The organism is Photobacterium frigidiphilum (assembly GCF_003025615.1).
In the GTDB taxonomy this organism is placed as follows: domain Bacteria; phylum Pseudomonadota; class Gammaproteobacteria; order Enterobacterales; family Vibrionaceae; genus Photobacterium; species Photobacterium frigidiphilum.
In genome coordinates, this window is the sequence record NZ_PYMJ01000006.1 from 116133 (window position 1) to 140250 (window position 24118).

The window sequence follows — 24118 nt, forward strand, 5'->3', positions numbered from 1 at the left end:
TAAACTTCAAAGGAAGAGACATAGAACAACAGAAACAAGTGTGTACAGAAATAGTTTCTGGGCTGTTGATCTTATCTCCTCTGTCCTTTTGCCTGAGAGTTTCACTTTCCATGCATGTTAAAACAGCAAAAAGGAAAGCTTGCTCCTTCGGCGCCCGATTTAACGGGTCTCTCCAGAGGCTCCTCCAATAACAGTCCATACCGGATACCTTGTTAAAAGGTATGTAATCCAGTGCCTGAAAGATTAACGTCTTGTGTTTGAACAGTAACAAACGGTTTAAGAACGCTTACTTCTTCGGCGGGCTTATACTCGTATCAGAATGATTCTGCTAGCGAATAATATGCCACTCTCCTGCTATCTTCATCGGAACTCAATTTTTCAGCCGCAATATTAATTGATAAAAATGTGATTGTCTGCAAAAAAATGGCGTAAATAATCAAAAAAATGTGATGTAAGATTAATACACATATACCCAAGTCACCTCAAGATGCTCTAAATCCTGCATCTTGAGGTGACTTGGGTATATTTGTCATAAGCATGAAGTTTACTATCTTATGAAAGTAGCCAATATCATTATTTTGTCGTTATAAATTTAATTTCCTTGTATACGCGAAAAAAAACAAATAGATGCTTTAGGAATAATAGTGAGCATTGATATTCTATTTTTGAATATAAAAGGCACGTGTTTTAACTAATTTAATGTTGAAATTAGTTGATTATTTAATCAATAGCAGAAATTTAAATAATTACTTTTTAGAAATGAGACAAGGTTATAAAACTGGATTTATTTGATTATTTAAGCGTTAATTATTTATAAATAAGAAAAAATATAGCGATAGATTTGTATAAATATTTATACATCATTGACAGGGAACGTCGGTACAAAGCGTATTCATAAGTCATTTATATATGAGTCGTTATGTATAATTTGGCATGTTTATGCTCTAAGTTTGAGCTGAAATACATGACGTTATAACCCTAGCAATAAGGTGGAAATGTGATTTGGGTTAGCTGCAATCATCATAATAAACACATTGAAGCGAAAGAAAATCTAAAGCATTTTCATAACGTTGTTGATGTCTCTCCTTTTGAACTTCTGTCGACAATGACAGGGCATGAGTTGATCTTCCTTGAAGTAAAAAACTCTAGTTCAGAAGGGTTTGAATTACTAAGAGCTGTTAAACAACGCCATGCAGCAACGAAAGTCGTTATTGTATATCATGAACTTGATGCAGATTTAGCACTGAATGTGTTACGTGCTGGTGGTGATGATGTCATCAGCGTAAATTCAAATCGGCAACAATTAGATGAGTGTTTTACCCGTCTTCATACCCATACTGTCAATGTTGAAAGTGGTGCATATGAACAGCGTGAATTATCCATTAAACCTGCTTTGATCATCATCGATCAAAATATAAGTGCGCCTTTGCGTGAAGAAGATCTTGCTAATGCCTGTCAATATTCACCAACCTATTTTTCACGTTTATTTCATAATGTCATGGGTGTAACCCTTAAACAGTACATCATTAAAAAACGATTGGATTTAGCTTGTGGTTTGTTAATCTCTGATCGAGAGAAAATATCTTCGGTCGCAACGTCTGCGGGTTTTAAAGATGTTTCCTATTTCTCTCGTGTATTTAAAAAACACATTGGTTGTTCTCCGGGCGAATTTAGATTAAAAAAACATGATGTGAATTAACGGTATTGCAATGATACCGTTTCATTCATTATCATTATTCAATAGATATTTAATCTTCATATAAAGTAGAATTATCTTTCAATATCATGCCTCTTACGTCATTTTTTATTAAGAATCAGCTCAATGTTATAAAGTTTGCTTTTCCTTAGCCGATATATAACCCCAATGTAGGGATAGAAATCTTTCTGGTTGTTTTTTAGTCAATTGGGATTGTTTTTAATAGTATTTCATATAAAATATAATGCATATTATAATCTGCACATAGCGTAAATAATGGCATTTATTTTCATCACTACAAATACAGTTAGCTTTATATAGATAATAACTGTGATTGGGTTTCTCATTGCATTCAGGAATAGCATCCGTTAATGACTTCATTTCATGATATTTTAGGTACAAATCAAGATAGCCCTCAAAGTGATATAAAACGTCGCTATAAACACCTATCTAATCGCTCTCACCCAGATAAAGGTGGCTCTAAAGCATTGATGCAGCTTATTTCTGAAGCCTATAAATATGTTAGTGAAGGAAAGGGACAACAAGAAGCGTTTAATACTGATTATGTTCAAACGAAATCTGTTGAGAAGTACTTGAGCCAGATTCACCGCCTTCAAAATGATTACCGGCATCTGAAAGAGGAAAGAGATACGCTCGTTAAGAAATTAGCTAGCGCTCAAAAGGAAGCTAAGCAAGCTTTTGCTGATAGCTCTATGCACATTCATAATATGAAAAATACTGCCAGTAATGATGTAGGTAAACTTCAAGAAGAGAACATTAGGTTAACCCAATTATTAGCGGAAGCAAGGCGAGAGTTAGCAGTGAATAATCAATCTCATGCCGTGTCTACCACCGGAAATAACAAGGTTGATCCCACGGTACTGACACAAAAAGTTGCCTCTCAAATTAAGTCATTAGGCTACTTCAACGCTAAGCGAGTGGGGTTAGTACTATTGGTACCAGTTATGCTTGCTGTGTTGCTGCTAAGTGCAGGTAAAGCCCCTTGGCAGGCAGTATTCGCATGGTTTAATCATCAAGATATAGAACCTAATGCTATTGCTACCATCGTGGATGTGAATCCGTTAGATGTAGTCAATAACCCTATTGCTAATCAAGTCGATACAACGGTTGTTTTGGCTATAGATCCAGCGCCTATCGCACGTATTCAAATAGACAAGGTTATTGGTCAGTGGCAGCTAAAGTTTTACGAGAATAGTCAGAAACCTTATATTGCTGTGCGCAGTGATAAAGGTTCTTATATTGTGAAAAGTTGTGACTCAGGCTTTGAATATTATTTGAATGAGACGGTTAGATCGCGACGTTTGTCTGCAAACATGATTTTTGATCGACAAGAGCGCCACTTTATTGTCTATGACATTCCTTATGGCAAAGGGTCTTCTGCGGTGAATTGGTCTGATAGTAAAAGTTTGCTCCTCAATGAAGAATACTTTTCGAATACTGGTTTTTCTGAAGCGTTCGGTAGATTAAATAATGCATGTGTTTCTTCCATCTGATGATCATTAAAGGAAGAATAAGAGGTAGCTTGGGTATAAAGCAAAAGCATAACCTCTTATTCTCCTGATTGTGATTGCAGCTAACGTTATTTATGTCTAACTGACAGCGACAGATTGGTTTTTATACAGTGGCTTTTTATATACCGCCAATCTAAACACGGCGGGTACAAAGTAAAACGAGATCATCGTTGTTAACAGTGTACCGCCAGCAATAGCGACCGCAAACGGCGGCCAGAAGCCACCTCCCGCTAAGATTAATGGCATGAACCCACCAATCGTTGTGATCGTTGTAGAGGTTATATGACGCGTACAACTCATTACAGCTGCAAGAATTGCGTCGCTATCACCGTTTATCGCATCTGCATCGGCTTTTAGTTCAGCCAAGATGACGATAGCGGCATTAATGGCAAGGCCGACTAAACCAAGTAAACCAATAATAACGGTAAACCCAAAGGGATAGCTGAATGTCCAGACAGATAACAGGCCTAGCCCAGCGGCAAGTAACCCAACAGTAAAGATAATAAGACTTAAGCGGAATGAGTTAAACGAAATGACCACTACCATAACAAGTAGTGTTATGACCATTGATAAGTTAGCAAGCAAGTTACTAACCGACTCATTTCGCTCGGCTGATTCACCACCCAATTCGATCCGATAACCTGCTGGAACTGTCTTTTGATATTCGGTGATATTGGCTTGAAAATGATCAAGTGCTGTTTGCGGTAGTACTCCTGCACGAAGGTAACCTTCAATAACATTCACACGTTGGCCGTTACGGCGTGGTATTGCGCCTCTACTTGGCGTTAAGGAAAGCTCTGCAAGGGCGGAAACGGGCAATCCAGTAAACACATCTTCAGAGATAACGGGTAAACGAAGATTACTGAGGTGAGACATATTTTCACGGTTTTCATCTTTAACGCGCACTCTTATCGGAATTGATTCAGATGCTTCAATAATATTTCCACTGACTTTACCTGTTAAAGAGGCTTGCAGTAAATTAGCGAATTTACTCAATGTTAAGCCACTTAATTGGCTCGCTTCTTCATTAACGTTTACCCAAACTTTGGGTGTACCGGGCTGCAGGGTTTCACGGGTGTGAGTGACATAGGGCGTTTCTGTCATAATCAAGCGAATATCTTCACCGATTGATTTTAATGTGTCGAGATTAGCACCGTATAAGCGCACCTCAAGTGGCGCATTAAACGGAGGGCCTTGCTCTAGTTTTCTGACTAAGATTTGTGCTTGAGGTAGTTCTATATCTAATTTGGCTTGTAAGTCAGGAATCATGGCATTGGCGGCTGAAAAATCTTTCGCCTTTACCATCGCTTGTGCAAAATAGGGCGCGCCTTTTTCACGTGCAGCCATGTTGTAATAGAACGAAGGAAAGTTGCCGCCAACAAGCCAATTAACATTTTCGATGTCGTCATATTCGGCCAGAATATGATCAACCGATTTTGTTGCTTCTGCTGTGGCAAAAATGCTGGCTTGCGGGGGAAGATACAACTTAATTTCAAACATATCACGGTCTGATGGTGGAAAGAATTGCTCCGTTAATTGTGAGGCACTCCAAAAGCCAGTAAGCGGTAAAACACACACTAACAATGCAGTGATTAGCGGGTGTTTAATTGCAATACGGACACTTTTTTCAAATTTTTTACTTAACCTAGGTAGAGTAACACCGCTGTGATACCAACGATGGCTATTTACTCCAGATGGTAACCAACGTGATGCAAATCCTGCCACAATGGTGTGAGAGACAAGATAAGAACCCACTAACGAGAACGATACGGTAATCGCAATGGCGCCAACAAACTCGCCTGCTGGTCCTGGCATTAAAATAATAGGGGTGAAAGCTAAAACAGTGGTTAAGGTTGAGCCTAGCAGTGGTACCCATAAATGGTTCAGTGCATTCATCGCTGCATTGATTTTATCGATGCCTTGTTGACGGTAATGCTGAATGGTGTCGACCATCACAATTGCATTATCGACCATAATACCAAGGGCAACAATCAAGCCTGTTACCGACATTTGATTGATGGGCAGCCCTGTAAACTTCATCATTGCTAAGGTGAGTAAGCTCGTTAGTGGTAATGAAAGAGCCACAATAATGGCTGAACGAACACCTAACGTTAGCAGCAAAACAATTAAGATGATCGTGAAACCCATTAATAGACTTCGAGACAGATCTGATAAGCGGGTTTCTGTGTAACTTTGTTGTTCAAACAGGATGTTGATTTTAACGTTACTTGGTAGCTCTTGCTGGAAAGCATCTAAGAAGGTATGCACACGGTTAGACCAGAGATCAACACGTAAATGCGGTTGCATACGTGTTGCTATAATAACGGCTGGCTGACCTTGTACGATTGCCATCTCTGCAGGAGGAGAGGCTTGGCGGCGTTCTACATCAGCAATATCTTCTAAGCGAATAACATGCCCACTATCATCGATTGCGACAGGTACACGGCGAATACGATCTAAGGAATCGAGAGAATCAGAGACTTCTAGTGCGAATCTGTTACTGCCATTTACCAATTCTCCTGCTGAGTTTTTTGCGTCAGCCCCGCTGATTGCTTCAGCAATTGATATTGCTGAACGACCTAATGCATTCGCGATAATAGGATCCATACTCACAAGAACTTCTTCATCAGGTAAACCGTACTCATCGACAAACTCTGTGCCGCTAAGTGTGCGTAAGCGATTACCTAATTCAATACCATAACGTCGTAAAGTAAGAAGATCGGGTTCAGTATTACCTTGCCAAGTGAGTGCAGTAATAATGGTGAAGGCATAAGCATGATCGGTATCTAAATCAGGGGCTGAAGTACCTTGAGGTAGTACAGGTACAACGTCAGAGAGCTGATCTCGCGCTCGCGACCAAACGGGGTCAGAATCCATCACCTCGTCTTTCAGCTCGATTGTAATCACCGAGATACCAGGGCGAGATACTGATGATAATGTTTTTATTTCATTAAGTTGGCGTAAGCTGGTTTCAATTTTTTCTGTCACCAATGCTTCCACACGCTCAGCTGTTGCGCCGGGATAATGTGTAACAACACTGCCAATTCTATTTTTGATGATAGGATCTTCAGCACGAGGTAGTGCACTTAATGCTGAAAGACCACTCACAATCAGTAATGCAACAGCGAGAATGAGCAGCCGAGTATTACCAAGAATATGTTTCATTCTTAAACCTCGCTATCAATCAGTGGGAGTGGCAGCTTTTTTGGCAGCCAGCTCTTTTCAGATATAACGACAGTTTGCCCCGGCACTAAACGGTGTAGTCCATTAGACACTAATTTTTCGCCAGCATTAACCGCGCCGCTGATATACGCTTGTTTGCCATTTGCATATAAAACTTGTACTGAACGGCGCTCAACGCGAAGTGTTTTTTTCGAACTTTCTAATGCATTGTTTTCATCTGCTGACTTTTCACTGAGAACATACACATTCCATACGCCCCTAAGCCCATCGGTCATCGCTGAAAGCGGCACCCAGTACCCATTATCAGCGTGTTTGTCGTCGAGCTGTAAATATGCTAATTCACCATCGATAGCAGTAACAGAGTCAGGCAGTTCGAAACGCAGGGTAATAGAGCGAGAATTCAGATTTACACTGGCACCAGGGTTTAATAGTGTTGTTGTGTAACTCTTATCACCAATACGTAGAATCCATTGCTTCTTACCATCACTATTCGTCTTTGTATTATCGCGGTTTTTAGTATTTATAAACGAGGGTTGAGATAGTTGGTTAATACGTGCAAGTTGCTTGGCGGGAATACCAACATGTGCCTCTTTACGATTACTTGAAAGCAGCGTTAGGGTAGGTGAACCCGTATTCACAACATCACCTTTAGAGATGTAACGTTCACCAATGGTGCCGCTATAAGGAGCGTAAATCGTTGATTTTTCTTGTTGTAATCGATTCGCCGCTAAGGTAGCCCCCACTTGACGATAATTTGCCCGCAAAGCATTACGTTGGCTGTTCAAGTTATCGATTTCAGATTCAGCACTGAACCCTTTTTTCTTTAATGTATTTTGGCGTTTTAGGTTTGCATTAACTAATTCTAGTTGGGCGGTAATCTGCGCTTGCTGTGCAGTTAACTGATCTGCAGAGGTTTTTAACAGCTGAGTATCTAATACTATGAGTGGATCACCTTCTTGAATTTTGTCGCCGACATCAACAAAAATCTGCGCTATTTTCCCACCGAGTTCAAAACCTAAATTGGATTGCTGACCTGCCTGAACAATGCCCACGTATTCACGAGTAACCATATAATGATTTGATGGCACTAAGGTCATTGCATTGACACTGACGATATGTAGTTGCTCTGCTTGTGCTGCTGGCTCAGAGTTCGAACTGTTACATCCACCCAGAAATGCAGCAAGTATCAGTACGTGTAATGTATATCGCGATGATATCCGTGGCATGGTAATTTTTCCTAATTGGGATTACTCTAAAACTAGACGGTCTAGTCTATATACATATTTGATTCAGGTTTCGATCACAGAGCATTTGAATCAAACTAGACTTCTCAGTCCACATGAGTAAAAAATATACGATCGGAACTAGACTGTCCAGTTTGATTGTACTAAAAGTGATAATAAGTTGTTTTATTAATGGTGACCGTAGTGTTGAGTCCAAGAAGTGAGCAAAAACGACAACAAATTTTACAAGCAGCAGGAGAGCTGTTTTGTGAGCAAGGTTATGCGATCAGCATGGATGCGATAGCAGTAAAAGCGCAAGTATCGAAACAAACAGTGTATTCACACTTCAAAACGAAAGATGAACTTTTTGAAACGTGCATAAAAGCAAAATGTTCAGAAAATCAGTTAGATGGAAGGTTGATCGATGACCCAAGGCCGATTCGTGAAGTCTTGTGTGATTTTGCTTTTTCTTTTCAAAGCATGTTGTTAACGAAAGAAGCCCAGCATACGTACAAAACGGCTATTAGCCAACGAGATAGCCACCCCCAACTCGCGAAGGTATATCTTAGCGCTGGACCTAAAGCGACAGCCGATATGTTGGCTGATTATATTCAATATTTTATCGATAAAGGTGTACTGAATGTGCCTATACCGGTTCATGAAGCTGCGATGCAGCTATTACTAATGTGGCATGGAAGAATCGTTTATTGGTCTTACTTAGGTGAGAGCAATGGAGAAACAGAAGAAGAACGCAGAACCTATTTAAATAGCTGTGTGGATCTTTTCTTAGCTGGCTATGAAGTTAAAGCATAGATTTTCAATTTCGTTACTCGTGTTAGCTGTGTAGTAAATGTTAAGGCTCATCATCTCTTGCCGTTAGTAAAGAGATAATGGGCTTTTCTTATATAAAAATACTGAATCATAAGTAACGCTTATCAATTGGTTAAGAATTAGTGATTAGCTAGAAATGCTGCAGTTGGTTAAATTACCCGCATACCAAGGACGTCAATGTTTGCAATGAATATTGGCAACGAGACATGGAGACTCTCTAATTATTTCATCTGCTCAGCATAAGGGTTATACGGTATGAAAAAGCTAACGATTGCAGCAACAATAGTTATTTCTCTCGGTTTAATGGGGTGCTCTGGTCATGGTGCCTTGTCGTATAACACGAAGCCTGTTGTGATGGATAAAGATGAAAATTATGATACGGCATATCAAGAGTGCCTTGGTTTTGCCGATGAAGCGACAGGTAGTAAAGTTGCAGCCCGTCGTAATGGTGCTCTGCTAGGTGTTGGCTTAGGCGCGGTAGCAGGAGCTGCTACGGGTGAAGGTATTGCTAAAGGTGCAGCCATTGGTGGTGCAACTGGTGCCGTAAGTGGTGGTCTTGCTGGTCGAAGTAAAGATTTGAATGATGCTGATTACGTTGTTCGTAATTGTTTAGAGAAAAAAGGGTATACCGTTCTAGATAAGCGTGATGATTAATTAGCGAACACGACAGTTCAGTTTAATACTGCCCATACTTACTTATTCCGATAATAAGCAAGTGTGGGATTTTTTGTTTTAATCTTTTGTGATTCCAAATCACAACGGTAGTTAATGCAATTAAATGTCAGCTTATCTGATCAGATAGCTCATTTTGATGACTCATTTTTGAGAATAATGCCTAAAAATTCTTACTTTTAAGATAAATGAAAAATAGAGCTACCTAGCATACTATTGAGCATTTTTTTGCCTTTCAGATCACATTTTACTGCTATGTTTATTTTGTGTGTTTCAACATCATCAATATAAATTACGAGGTGATCATGAAGACTTGGTCCATCAGTAAAGTATGTGCATTACTGGTCGCTATTCCAGGATTAATGCTTTCACAACAAGTTGATGCTGCTTCAAGTCGCCTGCAACAAATCATCGATCGTGGTGTATTAAAAGTTGGGACAACGGGGGATTGGAACCCGATGACTATCCGAGATCCCGCAACAAATTTTTATAAAGGATACGATATAGATATTACAACCGAGCTTGCTAAAGATCTTGGTGTAACGGTTGAGTATGTTGCTGCTGAATGGAAAAATCTCGTTAATGGTGTAGTGACAGATAAATATGATATGACGGGCAGTGCCTCGCTGAATATGCATCGAGCCAGAGTGGCAGGTTATAGTCAGCCCTATTTTTACTTGGCATTTGTTCCTGTTATTCAAGAAAAGAACATGACGCGTTTTAATAAATGGAATGATTTCAATAATGTTTCAGTAACTGTTGCTTCTTCACTTGGCACAGTACAAGAAAGTATGGTTAAAGAATTCTTTCCTAAAGCAAAACATAATGTGATTGATTCAGAGGTTCGAGACTATCAGGAGCTCTTAGCGAACAGAGCAACGGTTATTGTGACGTCTAATGTAGAAGCGGCAACAATAACGCGCAAGTTCTCTCAACTCAAAATTGCAGATGTAAAAGGAATGCGTAGACCAACACCCATCGCGATGTTGTTACCACGTGATGACCAAGTATGGATAAATTATATTAACCATTGGGTTGAGTTAAAAAAGACGCAGGGTTTTTTCGAACGTATTGCTAAAAAGTGGGGACTGGTGCACTTAGAGCGTTAGCGCTAATACCATGATGTAAAGTCAGGTAAATAATAAAAATAGAAATGTAGACAATTAATCGTTTCAGGAAGAAACAACCTATACCAATCTGGATAAGTAAATGGTCATAAATTTGCGCAAGAAAAATCGGTAAGAACAAGGCAGAAATTGAAGTAACTAGTGGTTCTAATTATAAAATTTCTAACGCTGTTATTATCGATTTTAACCAGCAAGAATGAACAGGTACTTATTTAGGTTGGTATTACCTCTAATTTGGGTGAGAAGGAAGCCGCTATTATTTAGCGGCTTTTTTATATCAACTGTCCCGTCCTGAGATAAGTTGACACATTGGAGACTTATCTATGAATACTTCAAGAGTAAACGTGACTTCAGGGAAGCTATAGACCAATTTTTTACTGTCACTCTTCCAGAGATCGCCGGCTCATTGACGTCTCGGCTTAATGATAACTTTCAGGTGCTAAATTCTGCATCTTCAAGTTGATTGGGTATATTGCTAGATGCAAAATACTGCATTTGAATCTATAGTTTGATCGGTTTGGTTATATTTTCTGGATAGGAAGAAAAGGATTGTTAGACAAATTTTGATCAGCGTACATATTGAAATTGTCTTCAGAAATACGTTTTACAGAGTGTTTATTACATAGACATCTATAAAAAATAGCTTGTATAAGCGTCGATGTTCACAAGTAATATCTGTAACAACATGCCGCCAGCAAACGTTGATTTGTAAGGGATTAAATAAACACATTTTATTCTTACACATGTTTGATGGAGTACTTTTATGGTAACAAGACGACGCCTGATACAGATAGGTATTTCGAGTATAGGAACGCTTACTTTGTTCTATACCAATTATAACTTTGGAGCAAAAGGTAAAGGGTCTTCTGATGATGATAATATTGCTAGCCCAGCAACAACCCCCTTCAAAGATGCGCTGCCTTTACCTTTCCCACCGCTAGATGTGGGTAATCAACATCAATTAGATGTACCTGCCAATGCAAGGCATTTTGAGATGATTGAAGAGCAGGCAATGGTAAGTATGCACAGTGACCTACCTGAAACATCGATATGGCGCTATCGAGACACAAATGTTGAGCCAAGTAATGCTACAGCCCTCGGACCGATTTTTATGGTTAAAATGGGAGCCGATAAACAGCCTATTTGTGTGCGTTTCAATAATCACTTACCAATAGACCATAAAGGGTTTGGCTTAACACATACCACGGTTCATTTTCATGGTGGGCATATTGAATCCCGCTCTGATGGATTTCCGGAAGATATTGATAACTTAGGTTTTCATCCAATATTTGAACGCGGTGGTTTTTATGATTATCGCTATGATATGGAAGATCCAGGTTATTCAACAGATGAAGCACATAGCTTTGATCGTCCATCGACACTTTGGTATCACGATCACTTTTTTGATTTTACCGGACCCAATGTTTACCGTGGTCTTGTTGGTTTTTTTCTTATCTTTGATGAGCTTGATACTGGTGATGAAAATGATACCAGCGGATTGCAACTACCGAGTGGTGAATTTGATTTACCCCTTGCATTTCAAGATAAACAATTCGCACGTGATGGCTCATTACTTTATAACTCTTTCGATCATAACGGGTTTTTAGGGGATAAGTTTTTGGTCAACGGAATGATTCAGCCTTTTCATCGTGTACAACGCCGGAAATATCGAATTCGCTTATTAAATGGTTCTAACGCAAGGTTTTATCAATTATTTATAACTGACAAAGATCGAAATACTTATCCATTTGACATAATTGCGACTGACGGTGGTTTATTTTCATCCCCTATCAGAGGTCGAGAGTCAATATTATTAGGATCGGCAGAGCGCCGAGAGATTATTTTCGACTTTTCTCAATTCGAAGCGGGAACTGTAATCTTTATTGAAAATAGATTGCGACAAGAAGACGGACGCGGTCCAAAAGGTGACTTCTTACGACCTGATACCCCCAATAAAGGACCTCGGTTACTTAAATTTATCGTTGAGGGAGGGGACGTTGAAGATAACAGTCTTGTTCCTAATAGCCTACGACCCTTTGATCCTATTTCTAAAGCAGAGTTGAAACGCGCCAAAGTCAGTGAGTTTGAGTTTGACAAGAAACAAGGCGCATGGACGATTAACGGAAAGTTGGCTGATCTCTCAAGACCAATGGTAAGCCCTGTGATGAACCAACCTGTTATCTGGCGCTTTATTAATAAATCTGGTGGCTGGTGGCATCCTATCCATGTTCATCTTGAATTTATGCGAGTGATCAGCCGTAACGGTAAAAGGCCGCCTTTAGAAGAAAGAGATGGTATGGCGAGAAAAGATACCATTATTCTTGGTCCAAATGACGAGGTTGAAGTCTTCATTAAATTCAGAGATTACCCCGGTCCGTGGGTATTTCATTGTCATAACCTTGAACATGAGGATATGCGGATGATGGCACGATTTGATGTTAAGCCAGAGGAATAGTGAATGAAAGTTTTACTGATCTTAATGGTTGTTGGGGTAGGCTTGATTGGGGGCTTTGAATATTTTGCAAAGACCCAGACAAACAGGTTTAACAATACTGTTGCCGAAGAGGTGACATCAACATTTCCGTCCGTAAGAATGAAAGGCTATTTACCCAATATTGAACTGATAAATCAATTTAATGAGCCTGTGAGATTTTATGACGATTTAGTCAAAGATAAAGTGGTACTTATTAATTTTATTTATACAAATTGCGGCGGTATTTGTGTTCCTACGACTTCAAGGTTGGCTAGAGTACAGGAAGAGCTAGGTGATAAACTGGGTAAAGATATTTATTTTTATTCAATCACTTTGGATCCTGAATTTGATACTCCTGAACGTCTTAGACGTTATGCTGACGTATTTTCGGCGCAACCCGGTTGGTTATTTTTAACAGGAGAGTATGACGATATAGAAAGGCTTAGGCGTAAGTTAGGTGTTTATGACCTTGACCCGATAGTGGATGCGGATAAAACGCAACATGCAGGTATATTGGTTTATGGGAATGAGCCTCAAGGAACATGGGTTGCTATTCCTTCCCTTATTTCACCTAAAGATATTTTAAAGGCAATTTCAAAAGTGATGTAAATCATGTATTCGTTGTCTTATTCGCGTACTAGCCGTTAATCGAGATTGTCATACCATATTGCAGATACAAAAAAGTCGACCTTGTGGCCGACTTTTCGTATTTATTACATTTAGCACTTACAACATCAACTTAATATCAATAACGTTATACGCTATGTAACGTTAAGCAGTTTGTGCGTCTTGTGGTATTTCATTACGCGCTTGTACAACAAGGCTGAAACCAATCAGAGCGACAAAACCTGTTACGAACATGGCTGTTGTTACCGTAATTAGTCCATGTGCAGTGAATGCTGATACTAATGCACTTGCTGCAACACAAACCATTGTTTGCATAAAGTTAAGTAAGCCAGCTGCTGTCGCACTACAGTTTCTGAATTCTGATAACGCTTGGCTAACTACGATTGGGTAAATCGCGCCATTTGCTACCGCTAAGAAGCAGAATGGAAGCAAGATTGGCCAAATTGATGTTGGTGATGTGCTTAGTGAAATCAAGAACATCATCACTACCGTGGTAACGAATAGCGTTAGTAACCATGGCAAAATCTTCTTGCTTTCATATTTAGCTAATAGTGTACGGCAACCGTAGCCACCAACAATAAAACCAACTGTTTGTGGGGCATAGCTTAAGCCGATATCAGCGCCTGAATAACCCATTGCTCCCATAATAAACGGTGAGCCTGTTAAATAAGCAAAGAACGCTGCAGAACATGCTGCAAAAATTAGCATGTTGCCGATGAATTTTTTTGAACTTAAGATTTGCTTGTAATCTTTCTTTAGCTGGACGAATACTTTTTCATGGTTTTTAGCGGTTGGTGCACTTTCAGTCTCTTTCAGTGACATAATCGCTAAAACAGCACCAAAACCAACAAGAGAGACAAAAATACTACGCCAGCCGAATTGACCTTCAAGCATTGCACCCGCTAGAGGAGCAAGTGCCGGAGATAAGGCTACTAGCGGCATGATTGTCGCAAACACGCGTTCAGATACTTTACCTTCGTAACGGTCAACCACAACTGCTTGCCAAATAACGGTTGCACTACATGCACCTAAAGCCTGTGCAAAACGTGCTACAAGAAACATTTCTACGTTCGGTGCAAAAGCACATAATACCGAAGCGACACTGAATAATGTCATACCGCCAATTAAGACTTTAATACGTCCAATGCGGTCTGAAAGTGGTCCGTAGATTAACTGCCCTAACGCCATACCAAGAAGGAAGATACTTAAAGAGAGACCAATAAGTGATTGTGTTGTACCAAACTCTTCTTGAATTGTTGCAAATGCAGGTAAATACATGTCTGTTGCGAGAAACCCTAACATACTAAGGCATGCAAACCAGGCTAGGGTGATTTTTGATGGTTGGTTTTTCATTACGCTTTTCTTTTAATCAAATAACATTGCGGCAAGTTTAATGGTGGTTTTACTTGCTGTGAAACGGTAATATTTCAACATTGCTTTCAAAAAATTTGATGTGATATGTTTTCATACAATGATCTGCAAGTTATTGATGTTGTCGCTAGACGTGGCAGCTTTTCCGCTGCGGCAGAAGAATTACATAAAGTACCAAGTGCAATTAGTTACACTGTTCGATTAATCGAAGAGCGTTTAGCTGTCGATTTATTTGTTCGCTTGCACAGGCAGGTCAAATTAACGCCAGCTGGCGAGTATTTTGTCGAAGAAGCACGCAAATTAATTAAGCAAATGGAATTGATGCGCTTGCAAACACAGCGTGTAGCGAATGGTTGGTCGCAAAGTGTCTCTGTTGCTTTAGATACCGTGGTAAGGGAAAGCCGAGTAAATACCTTAGTGCGTGATTTTTACGTTGCCTTTCCTGATGTGGAATTGCATTTGAGTATGGAAGTGTTTAATGGTGTCTGGGATGCCCTCGCTGATGGCAGAGCAGATTTAGTTATTGGTGCTACCGCTGCTGTTCCTGTGGGTGGTGCGTTCGATTATCGTGATATGGGAACGCTCACGTGGAAATTTGTGGTGAGTAAAGATCACCCTTTAGCAAACGTAGAACATAAACTTACCGCAGAAGAGTTAGTTCAGTATCCGGCAATTTGCCTTGAAGATACGGCGCGTACGTTGCCTAAACGTGTTACCTGGATAATGGATAACCAGCGCCGAATCATGGTACCTAATTGGTACAGTGCGCTACAGTGTTTAAAAGCAGGGTTGGGGATCAGTGTTGTACCTACGCATATGGCAATTCCTCGGATTGAATCGGGTGAATTAGTCGAAAAGCAGTTAGTGAATAAACCCGCGGTTAGCCCATGTTGCCTTGCATGGAATACTGAATGCGTAAACCCTGCACTTGAATGGCTACTCGCTTATCTGGGTGATAGTGAGCAGCTTCACCGCGAATGGATGCGTTAAAATTGGTAGACTTTATATAAGTGCTTTATTTTAGTTTGCCTATTTTGTAGTCGTTAACAGTGCTTGGCATTTTTCTCTTAGCAAATCTCGTAATAGTAAAATAGCAGGAGTAACCTGTTTTCGACTTGGGCACATTAGCCATAAACTTGTTGGTTTTACATAGTAATCGGGCATTAGCTCGATTACTCGACCTGCATTTAGATCATGGCTTAAATCTAAACGTGATTTTAGCGCTATGCCTTTACCAGCAACGGCCCAACGTTTAACAATATCGCCATCGTTACATTTGCGATTACTGCTCACTTTGATTTTATATTTGGATTTAATACTGTCATCATGTAACGAGGCTACCTATATGACCAAACTGTGTTATAAGCGGTGTTCCTTGGATATAAGTGGTTATCCCAATGAGTACAAGGGCTGAGCGAATTTTTAGACCGAGAACAAGAAAATGATAAAATCACAAGAAGTGACCACAAAATAATTACAGGGCTCGCAAGATGAGCAAATTAAACGAGCCCTTTTGAGTTAACTTACAGGTGTTTGCTTGGCCCTTTGAAGAACTCTTACCATGCGACCTATAACATGAAACCTCTTAAGTTCTTCTTTCTCGATAAAGAACGGACTGTAAGCACTATTGTCACTGCGAACATAGTAGCCTTGTTTCATGAAATCATACTGAATCCGCTTCACCATTATCTCATCATCTATCCTAATTACGCAAACGCCGTCGCGCCCCTCTCTAGGATCATCGATTAACTTAACCAACATTAGATCTTCATCTACCAAAGTAGGTTCCATAGAGTCTCCATAAACGGGAACCACGGACAGTTTCGCTCCATTGAGGCCTTGGCTTATCAACCATTCCTTTGAAAAAGAAAACTCAGCAATAGGTGTCTCCGATACCACAAGGCAGCCAGTGCCTGCGCTGGCTCTTAAATCATACTGGGGAACGTGAATTAATTCGTTAACCCTTTCTACCTTGATGGCGGCAGATTCTATTCCTGTTGCTAGCCAGCTAATATTTCTACCTGATGCCTCTGCTATTAGCGCAAGTCTATCTAGAGTTGGGTAAGACTTGCCGCTCATGTAATCCCTTAAAGTCTTATCCGAAAGGTTGCACTTTCTAGCGAACGACATTATTGAGTCATTACCAATAACCTCTTTTAACCTTTCTTTAAAGGGGATTATTTGTTCGCTAGGAATAATCCCTAAGGGATTATTTTGCGAGATTAAGGATTTTTCTCCGGAACTCGTTGGTACATCTAGCTTTGTCATTAGAAACCCTTAAATAAAACACAAGGAGAAAAATCCGTAGTGGTGTTGACATCCGGATTTTTCGTCGCTATATTAATTACACCAACAAGCAACACGATATATTTACTCGGGCGTGTAACCCGCAAGGATATCAAAATGCAAACAAATGATCATGACTGGCATGACGCTGATGTGAAATGCGCTCTAGAGAAGCTAGGGACAAATCTTTCGGCATTAGCAAGAGCGAATGATTTAGCCCCAGCAACATTGCGAAATGTATTCCGTATGCGATGGCCAAAAGGGGAGCGAATTATTGCTGATGCACTTAATGAAAAGCCTGAGTCAATCTGGCCTAGTCGTTATGACAAGAAAATTGCGTAGGTGTATGTATGTGGTTAACAGCAAAAGAATGTACTGGTCTGCCAGATATGCCGACGAATGTTCATAATATAAGAGCCAAGTTAGATAAATTATCATCGAGAGAGATCGGTTTGGCTGCTGGCGAGAGTTTTCGCAAGCGCCAAGGTTCAAAAGCATTTGAATATCATATCGATTGCTTGCCAACCAAGACGCAACAATACCTTCGTGAGATGCAAGCAAAGAAAGAAATTGCCGCCGCACGGGAAAAGTTTAGCGTTCTTAAGCAAATGAAAAATGCCGAGGAAGCAGACTCACTTTCACCCGACGAAAAAGCACTGGCAATGAATAGCATAACTGGTGCGCGCAAAGCTAGATGCCTTGCTCGTGCAGAAGTTCTCAGTGCTTGCGATATCTATATATCGAAGGTCGAAGAAGGACGAACCCAAGCAACAAAAGATTTTGTTTGTCTCTTTAATTCGAAAGAGCTTGAGTTAGATGAAGGTACATATGCTGTGCTGGGGGGCTCTATTAGTGATGCTTCTGTTCGTCGTTGGAGGAAGTGGTATAGAGAAGGCGGTCTAGCAGCCTTAGATTCTCGTAAAGCATCAAATAAGGGTGCGTTCATCATTGAGGTTCAGCCTGACATGAAAGAGTTCGCGGTGGCATTTATCGCTGAATTCCCACATGCAGAAGGCATGAAAATGCGAAAGGCCATTATGGCGCAATTTAGTGGGACTTCCCTCGATATTCCTTCTTTAACGTCAACTCAGCGTTGGTTGAAACGATGGAAGGAAGAAAATGCCAGTCTTTATATGAGCATAAAGAACCCAGACCAATGGCGCAGTACGTACATGGCAGCATTTGGCTGTATTAGTGATGGCATTAATGAATTGAATCAGTTGTGGGAGCTAGATGCTACCCCTGCGGATTTATTGTGTACTTTGCCAGATGGTAGTGAGCGTCGTTATCACCTCACAGGTCTCATCGACGTATGGTCTCGACGCCCAATGCTAATGGTTACAGAGACACCAAGAACGGAATCGAATGCGGCCTTGATGCGCCGTGCCATTCTTGAATTCGGAAAACCTGCGGGCGTCAAGTTGGATAATGGTTCTGATTATGTATCGCGAGGAATGCTCTGCGTTTTGGATGCACTCGATATTACCTATGACATATGTACCCCCTTTAGCCCGTGGGAAAAGCCGCATATTGAACGTTTCTTTCGTAGCTTTAGCCACGACCTTTTAGAGTTAAAGCCTGGCTTTGTCGGTCACAATGTTTCAGAGCGTAAAGATATAGAGGCGCGTAAATCTTTTGCTGACCGTTTAATGAAAGGAAAGAAAAAGGATAAAGATAGAGAAGTCATTCGCGTCAATATGACACCAGAAGAGCTTCAAGTATTTTGTGATGATTGGGTTAACAGCGTTTACATGCATCGTGAACATGGATCCTTAAATACCAGTCCATTTGAGAAGGTCAATAGCTATAACGGTGCGATTGTTCGCGTTGAAAATGAGCGCGCGTTAGATCAGCTGTTATCTGTACCGACCAGTGGTGGTATTCGCTCTGTTAGTAAGAAAGGTATCAGGATTGACGGTATCCACTACAGTGCTCCTGAGTTGTCGCTGTATATCGGGCATCAAGTTCAAACGCGTTACGACAAAGATGACCTAGGACGTGTGATTTTAAGCGAGCTCGACGGCACGTTTATCTGCATTGCAAACAGTCCTGAATACGAAGGCCTTAACCGTGCAGATGTTGCTGCTGAAGCGAAGCGTCTACAGCGTTCGGCATTAAGTGAGGCCAAGAAAGCTATCAACCGATCTAAGCGTAAATATAAAACCCGAGATGTTGCTGACCGCATTATTGATCACGCTAAAGAGCAAGTTGCGAGTGTAGTCGCCATGCCAAAAAGAACCGAATTTTTTAATAACGCCTCCCTTCAAGGTGCCGCTGATGCAACACAGGCGCTAGAAAATGAAGGGAAGTCAGATATCCCACAGTTGACGCAAAAGGATTTCGATATCCTGCGGGATTTACATCGTGAGTCTCAGAAAGAAAATGAAACAGAAGAGACACGTTTTTTACGGTGGCTGGAGTTGAACGACAAGGTGGAAGTTGGGGAACAGCTAGATGAGGTTAATACACACTGGAAAAAACGCTATGAAACCACTCCTGAATTTAAAGGCCGTTACATGGTCTGGGAAGATTTCGGCGACAGCGCATTCCGCTAAGTAACACTGCCGCCAAAAAACAACTACGGAGAAAACTATGAAGCATAAAATTATTCCTGTCAAGAATGTAGCCCGTTTAGCCAGTGCTTATCAGGCGCTCGAAGACCGACCTTTTAATACACCGGGTATGGGGTTGGTCTGGGGAGACTCAGGGCTAGGGAAAACAACCGCCACGACGTGGTTAATTAACCGCTGTAACGGTGTTTACGTTCGCGCGCTAGCCCTATGGAACGCATCTGCAATGATACGTGCCATTGCAGAAGAATTGGACCTAGATACGAAAGGAACCCGTGCCGCTCTTGAAATGCGTGTAATAGAAAAGCTAGCTGAAACGCAGCGCCCCCTCTTTGTTGATGAAGCCGATCATATTGTTGGTAATGAACAAATGATGGAGACATTGCGTGACATTCACGATCTCTCAACCGTGCCTGTATTAATGATAGGTATGGGGCAGATGCGCAAGAAGATTGCTCGCTATGCCCAACTTGAAAATAGAATTATGCACTGGATTGAGTTTGCACCTTGTGACCATGACGATGCAGTAACGATGGCTAAGGGAATGTGCGAGGTCGAGATTCAAGATGACTTACTTAATGAGCTGATTGCAGCGACGCGTGGAGAGATTCGACGTCTTGTTGTTGGTCTGGCGCAGATTGAGCAAGAAGCAAAAATCCAAGGGCTTTCAATGATTGGTAAATCGCAGTTTAAACGTGATTTCTTCCTTGGTCATCGGCCAACCAAGCGAGGGCATTAATTATGGGCGTAAAAGCTACTTATCAATCTGGCAACTCAAAACAAAAGATGTGGCAATCCATGCGTATTTTAGGTGTGTTCACTCCGTCAGATATTGCACAAACCGCCGAGGTTAGCTTGAACTATGCAAGTGTGTTTGTGGGTGTACTACGAAGAGCGGGTTATCTCAAAAAAGACCCAAGTAAAAATGGCCCTTTTGCTATGTATCGCTTACTGAGAAATACAGGTCCGCATGCGCCGCGTCATTGGACAAAAGAGCGATGTGTTTTTGATTTAAATAAGGCGGTTGTTTATGTGCTGGATTGAAGCATTAAAAACAGAATGTGAACAACACGGACAGGCTGAAATTAGCAGACGTATTGGGTACAGCAAAGCGGTCATTAGCCAGGTACTAAACGGGAAATACAGCAACGGAAATATTGAGCGAGTGAGAGAACGTGTTGAAGGTGCGCTACTTGGTAAAACAGTAGATTGTCCAATGCTAGGTGATATCACGTTAGATGTGTGTCAAAGCCATCAAAACCGAAAGTTTTCAGTGACAAACCCAATGCGCGTTCAAATGTATCGGTCATGCCGAAGCGGCTGCCCTCATAGCTCGCTGTGTAAGGGGGAATAGCAATGTTTCGACATTATGGGCGTATTGATACCAACTTCAAAGGCATTGTCACTATTGCTCCAGAAACTCTTCAATGTTTACTCATTAATGGGAGTGTTAGCGTGCCTTTCTCTTGTATTCAATTTGACGTTGACGAAGGTGATTATTTTTTGTGTTTTCAGATCAATAGTCTCAATAAAGAAGCTAGCGTTGAAATAACAATTTTTGCATTGGTGGTAACTATGAGTCATGTGCTCTTCGATATCGTATGTGGTGATTTGGATGAACACTGGTCAGCTGTAAAAGAGGATTACATAAATGATGAAGCTTAATGAACGCCGTCGCGCAGTGAAAAATGCCGTAGCACTGCTATGTAGAGCAGGCAGCGAAATAGTTGCTTTTAATCTTTCGTACTCACGTCCAGTCATTGAAATTAACTTTCCAACCGTTCGCCTTTCACAGAAAGCGGTCGCCATCGTTGAGCGTGTTGGTGGTGCTGCAAGTCGCACCATTTATGTCGCACGCTTTAATAGCTGTGTTATCCGCTGGACCGATGGTTTACCAGAAGCGCAAACCGAACAATGCAAGGCGCTCGTTAGCCATCTTAATGAGTACAGTACTGCCACCAATTCGGTGTGGCCTAAAAACTTTTGATAAGGATTACCACATGCTTGTTGAAAAGATTATTGAGCAGTTGCGCGACCACCCAGCCACGAGAACTGAACTAACCGTTAGTGTTGGTGGCGCATCAAAAAGAGGTGTTCACGGGCGATTACAAATGCTTATTGCCAGGGGGTTTATTACCCGTTCAAACAGAAAGCCTTATGTGTACACCTTAGTGACAGAGGTTGGGTTATTTATTCCCTGCCCTGCGTGCCGTCGAGTGCGGCCATGTTGGGTGTTGACTGGCGGTGTATGTAATTACTGCCGCAACTTAAAAGGCGCATGGATTAGCAAGGTTGAGGGTGCGAAGGAGCCCATCCCCAAAAAACAACGCGCAGCAAATACTCGCGCACAGCAATATAAAAACGATGATGCGGTATCAAGGGCCTTTCACAGGCTGCTGCGCTGCGCATCCATTGGAGGGGCTTGATATGGCAAAGATTACGCTGGAGTTTGGCCGCACCCCTGATGGGCGCATTGGGTTTAAAGGGTTAGCAGAGTTTACGGGGGATGCGGGGGTGGATGCAGTCACCTCTCAGATTACCCAAAACGTAGAAAGTATGTTGATTTCAATGGGTGTCGAGCGCAATACCGATGCCTTAAATATAACGGAAAAGGAATGAGTCATGGCGAAGCCAGCAATCAAGGCAAAAGTAATTATAACCATTAAAGAACACGCGAATGGTCAGTTTGAATTTGCGTGTTCAGAAATTCAAGGGAAGTCAGAGTTATTAAATGGTCTAGCTCACCATGTTGCGCTGCATCTTCCAAGAACGGTAGCAGCTGCTGCTAGAGATTTTCTCGAACCAAAAAAGGACTCAAACAATGCCTCATTCCACTAATCAAATCCCTGATGGTTACCGTGTAAATGCAATGGGCCACCTTGTACCAGATAGTCAAATAAAAGCCATCGACCTATTGCGTGATGATGTCGTTAAAAAAATCGTTGAGGATGCCCGTATTGAGCAGCAGCGCCTTGCTGCATTCAAAGCTGCGGCTATGAGTAACATCGCCGACTTTGTTGACTTGAGCGCTGAAGAGTATGGCGTTAATTATGGCGGAACCAAGGGCAACGTTTCACTCATGTCATTCGATGGTAAATACAAGCTGCAACGTGCAGTTGGCGAGCACCGCGTTTTTGATGAGCGTATACAGGCCGCAAAAGCAAAGATTGATGCCTGTATTCATCGCTGGTCAGAAGGGGCAAACGATCACATTAAAGCGTTGGTTGAGCATGCATTTCGCGTGAGCAAACAAGGTCATATTGATGTTAACCAGGTATTAAGCTTGCGGTCGCTAGACATCGACGATGCCGACTGGATGGAAGCAATGGATGCCATTGCTGACTCTATTCAAATTTCAGGGACAAGCACGTACTTGCGTTTGTATGAGCGTCAGAGCAACGGGCAATACAAGCAAATATCACTCGATATCAGCAAGCTATAAGGAATTATCGATATGGAAAAAATAAAAGCTTATGGATGGGGGTTGATTTTCACTTTGCTCGTAATGGCTGCATTTGTTTTTCAGTGGTCAGTTGTTGAGTTTGTATTGTGGTGCTTTAAATAACAGCAAGGAGTTAGCTACATGAACAAAAACTTAATCAAAGCGATTGAAGACTGCGGCCTAGACGTTAGCGATGTAACCAGCATTTTAGCTACGCACTTAGCGGTGATATCTGAAGGCTTGGTAATAACGGATATGGATGGCAGTGTCATTGATTTTAATGTCGAGGATGGCGTCATTGAATTGCCATTTACTGCCCCTGTATTAGTAAACAGTAATAATACGATTAAATATATAAATGGTTCTGAAAAGAATTATCAACACTCACCATCGCAAGAATACCCGTGGTTTTCCCATGACCCAGATGGCGACACATTTCTGTTTTTCAAAACGAAAGAAGAAGCAAGGTTGCATTCGAATGACGATATTCAATGTTATTTGGGTGATGTATGGGATGAAGGTGTAGAGAACGTAATGATTGGGCGCACTCATGGCGTATCAACCAAAACGAATATACGGCATACCGATGAAGACGGTAATGAATTGGCGCACGGCGCTTATATATGTGATTACGAAATTAAGCCTTTGGTGTAGTTAGCTTTCACCATGCGCGTGCAAGGCGCATGAGTAAGTTAACTGGTAGTGAGGATGGTAAAAAATGGACGGTTCAGGTTGGGGTGCGGTAATTATTACGTTTGGATTCATCTGTGCGATTGTTGGGTGGGTAGTTATAGAGTTTATCTTGTACTTACTCTCATTTGTAAATGTATCAATTGGATAGGTGAATAATATGCGTAATAAGTCATTCATTGCCGTACACAGTATTGGCGCGATTGAGAATGAAATATTTTGTGCAGAAGGTTTATTGGAAGAAGTCGGCACAGCCTATCCAGACGATTCTTTTGAAGATGGCTATGCCGCCGCCCTTCGCTGGATGATGGGAAAAGAGCCCTCTTCGGTTGAAGAAGAATACCGCTCGATATTGGATGGAAAGTTACTAGCAGTAATCAACGAAGGCGAATGAC

General features: G+C 41.3%; 26 protein-coding genes, 1 pseudogene and 1 riboswitch. Of the genes and pseudogenes, 22 read left to right on the forward strand and 5 right to left on the reverse strand.

Going from position 1 to position 24118, the window contains the following annotated elements:
- Positions 1-70: 70 nt before the first annotated feature.
- Positions 71-186: riboswitch (glycine riboswitch) on the reverse strand.
- 811 nt (positions 187-997) lie between these two features.
- Entirely contained in the window at positions 998-1699 is a 702-nt protein-coding gene (locus C9J12_RS08080; protein ID WP_011218821.1) for a helix-turn-helix domain-containing protein, read from the forward strand.
- A 368-nt stretch (positions 1700-2067) separates the two neighbouring features.
- Positions 2068-3210 carry a DnaJ domain-containing protein gene (locus C9J12_RS08085; RefSeq protein WP_107242226.1) on the forward strand — a complete coding sequence of 381 codons (1143 nt, stop codon included), beginning with the start codon at positions 2068-2070 and terminating at the stop codon, positions 3208-3210.
- Between the two features lie 96 nt (positions 3211-3306).
- On the opposite strand, the gene C9J12_RS08090 is transcribed toward C9J12_RS08085, so the two are convergent.
- Together C9J12_RS08090 and C9J12_RS08095 are read right to left on the reverse strand one after the other, a co-directional pair.
- A complete protein-coding gene (locus tag C9J12_RS08090; protein WP_107242227.1) occupies positions 3307-6393 on the reverse strand; it encodes an efflux RND transporter permease subunit in 3087 nt (1028 codons plus the stop codon).
- Positions 6394-6395: 2 nt separating this feature from the next.
- Positions 6396-7637 carry an efflux RND transporter periplasmic adaptor subunit gene (locus C9J12_RS08095; protein ID WP_107242228.1) on the reverse strand — a complete coding sequence of 414 codons (1242 nt, stop codon included), beginning with the start codon at positions 7635-7637 and terminating at the stop codon, positions 6396-6398.
- A 189-nt stretch (positions 7638-7826) separates the two neighbouring features.
- Here C9J12_RS08095 and C9J12_RS08100 point away from each other — a divergent pair, with 189 nt between their 5' ends.
- The 6 genes and pseudogenes from C9J12_RS08100 (at position 7827) to C9J12_RS08125 (ending at position 13346) form a co-directional block, all read left to right on the forward strand.
- Positions 7827-8447 carry a TetR/AcrR family transcriptional regulator gene (locus C9J12_RS08100; protein WP_107242229.1) on the forward strand — a complete coding sequence of 207 codons (621 nt, stop codon included), beginning with the start codon at positions 7827-7829 and terminating at the stop codon, positions 8445-8447.
- 273 nt (positions 8448-8720) lie between these two features.
- Positions 8721-9119, forward strand: coding sequence for a YMGG-like glycine zipper-containing protein (locus C9J12_RS08105; protein ID WP_107242230.1), 399 nt, complete (start codon positions 8721-8723; stop codon positions 9117-9119).
- Positions 9120-9499: 380 nt separating this feature from the next.
- Positions 9500-10246, forward strand: coding sequence for a transporter substrate-binding domain-containing protein (locus C9J12_RS08110; protein WP_170111736.1), 747 nt, complete (start codon positions 9500-9502; stop codon positions 10244-10246).
- A gap of 346 nt (positions 10247-10592) precedes the next feature.
- Positions 10593-10727, forward strand: a pseudogene (locus C9J12_RS08115) (IS630 family transposase); the annotation flags it as partial.
- Positions 10728-11027: 300 nt separating this feature from the next.
- Positions 11028-12719: a multicopper oxidase family protein gene (locus C9J12_RS08120; protein WP_107242232.1), complete on the forward strand. Its 1692-nt coding sequence runs from the start codon at positions 11028-11030 to the stop codon at positions 12717-12719.
- 3 nt (positions 12720-12722) lie between these two features.
- Positions 12723-13346 (forward strand): SCO family protein, encoded by a 624-nt coding sequence (locus C9J12_RS08125; RefSeq protein WP_107242233.1) that lies wholly within the window; start codon positions 12723-12725, stop codon positions 13344-13346.
- Between the two features lie 162 nt (positions 13347-13508).
- On the opposite strand, the gene punC is transcribed toward C9J12_RS08125, so the two are convergent.
- Entirely contained in the window at positions 13509-14717 is a 1209-nt protein-coding gene (gene punC, locus C9J12_RS08130) for a purine nucleoside transporter PunC (RefSeq protein ID WP_107242234.1), read from the reverse strand.
- Positions 14718-14822: 105 nt separating this feature from the next.
- Here punC and punR point away from each other — a divergent pair, with 105 nt between their 5' ends.
- Positions 14823-15725 (forward strand): DNA-binding transcriptional activator PunR, encoded by a 903-nt coding sequence (gene punR, locus C9J12_RS08135; protein ID WP_107242235.1) that lies wholly within the window; start codon positions 14823-14825, stop codon positions 15723-15725.
- Between the two features lie 39 nt (positions 15726-15764).
- Here the strand turns inward: punR and C9J12_RS08140 are convergent, their stop codons facing one another.
- Positions 15765-16052: a LysR substrate-binding domain-containing protein gene (locus C9J12_RS08140; RefSeq protein ID WP_322348868.1), complete on the reverse strand. Its 288-nt coding sequence runs from the start codon at positions 16050-16052 to the stop codon at positions 15765-15767.
- Between the two features lie 201 nt (positions 16053-16253).
- Positions 16254-17003 carry an XRE family transcriptional regulator gene (locus tag C9J12_RS08145; protein WP_107242236.1) on the reverse strand — a complete coding sequence of 250 codons (750 nt, stop codon included), beginning with the start codon at positions 17001-17003 and terminating at the stop codon, positions 16254-16256.
- A 135-nt stretch (positions 17004-17138) separates the two neighbouring features.
- Between C9J12_RS08145 and C9J12_RS08150 the strand changes: the two genes are divergently transcribed.
- The 13 genes from C9J12_RS08150 to C9J12_RS08210 all read left to right on the forward strand — a co-directional run bounded on the left by C9J12_RS08150 (position 17139) and on the right by C9J12_RS08210 (position 24117).
- Positions 17139-17363 carry a helix-turn-helix domain-containing protein gene (locus C9J12_RS08150; RefSeq protein WP_107242237.1) on the forward strand — a complete coding sequence of 75 codons (225 nt, stop codon included), beginning with the start codon at positions 17139-17141 and terminating at the stop codon, positions 17361-17363.
- A gap of 8 nt (positions 17364-17371) precedes the next feature.
- Positions 17372-19576, forward strand: coding sequence for a Mu transposase C-terminal domain-containing protein (locus tag C9J12_RS08155; RefSeq protein WP_107242238.1), 2205 nt, complete (start codon positions 17372-17374; stop codon positions 19574-19576).
- Between the two features lie 37 nt (positions 19577-19613).
- Positions 19614-20330 carry an AAA family ATPase gene (locus tag C9J12_RS08160; protein ID WP_107242239.1) on the forward strand — a complete coding sequence of 239 codons (717 nt, stop codon included), beginning with the start codon at positions 19614-19616 and terminating at the stop codon, positions 20328-20330.
- A 2-nt stretch (positions 20331-20332) separates the two neighbouring features.
- The gene (locus C9J12_RS08165; RefSeq protein ID WP_107242240.1) at positions 20333-20635 is read left to right on the forward strand and encodes a hypothetical protein; all 303 of its coding nucleotides are present in this window, start codon (positions 20333-20335) and stop codon (positions 20633-20635) included.
- Complete coding sequence (locus C9J12_RS08170) at positions 20622-20945, forward strand: helix-turn-helix domain-containing protein (protein ID WP_107242241.1); 324 nt, start codon at positions 20622-20624, stop codon at positions 20943-20945. The genes C9J12_RS08165 and C9J12_RS08170 overlap by 14 nt, the downstream gene beginning before the upstream one ends.
- Before the next feature lie 2 nt (positions 20946-20947).
- Positions 20948-21256, forward strand: coding sequence for a hypothetical protein (locus C9J12_RS08175; RefSeq protein ID WP_107242242.1), 309 nt, complete (start codon positions 20948-20950; stop codon positions 21254-21256).
- On the forward strand, positions 21243-21578 hold the full coding sequence (locus C9J12_RS08180; RefSeq protein WP_107242243.1) for a hypothetical protein: 336 nt from the start codon (positions 21243-21245) through the stop codon (positions 21576-21578). The genes C9J12_RS08175 and C9J12_RS08180 overlap by 14 nt, the downstream gene beginning before the upstream one ends.
- 13 nt (positions 21579-21591) lie before the next feature.
- Positions 21592-22017 carry a hypothetical protein gene (locus C9J12_RS08185; protein WP_107242244.1) on the forward strand — a complete coding sequence of 142 codons (426 nt, stop codon included), beginning with the start codon at positions 21592-21594 and terminating at the stop codon, positions 22015-22017.
- Between the two features lies 1 nt (position 22018).
- Positions 22019-22210, forward strand: coding sequence for a hypothetical protein (locus C9J12_RS08190; protein ID WP_107242245.1), 192 nt, complete (start codon positions 22019-22021; stop codon positions 22208-22210).
- A 3-nt stretch (positions 22211-22213) separates the two neighbouring features.
- Positions 22214-22429: a hypothetical protein gene (locus C9J12_RS08195; RefSeq protein ID WP_107242246.1), complete on the forward strand. Its 216-nt coding sequence runs from the start codon at positions 22214-22216 to the stop codon at positions 22427-22429.
- Complete coding sequence (locus tag C9J12_RS08200; protein ID WP_107242247.1) at positions 22413-23033, forward strand: DUF3164 family protein; 621 nt, start codon at positions 22413-22415, stop codon at positions 23031-23033. The genes C9J12_RS08195 and C9J12_RS08200 overlap by 17 nt, the downstream gene beginning before the upstream one ends.
- Positions 23034-23174: 141 nt before the next feature.
- On the forward strand, positions 23175-23687 hold the full coding sequence (locus C9J12_RS08205) for a hypothetical protein (RefSeq protein WP_107242248.1): 513 nt from the start codon (positions 23175-23177) through the stop codon (positions 23685-23687).
- A 196-nt stretch (positions 23688-23883) separates the two neighbouring features.
- Complete coding sequence (locus C9J12_RS08210; RefSeq protein ID WP_107242249.1) at positions 23884-24117, forward strand: hypothetical protein; 234 nt, start codon at positions 23884-23886, stop codon at positions 24115-24117.
- Position 24118 lies beyond the last annotated feature (1 nt).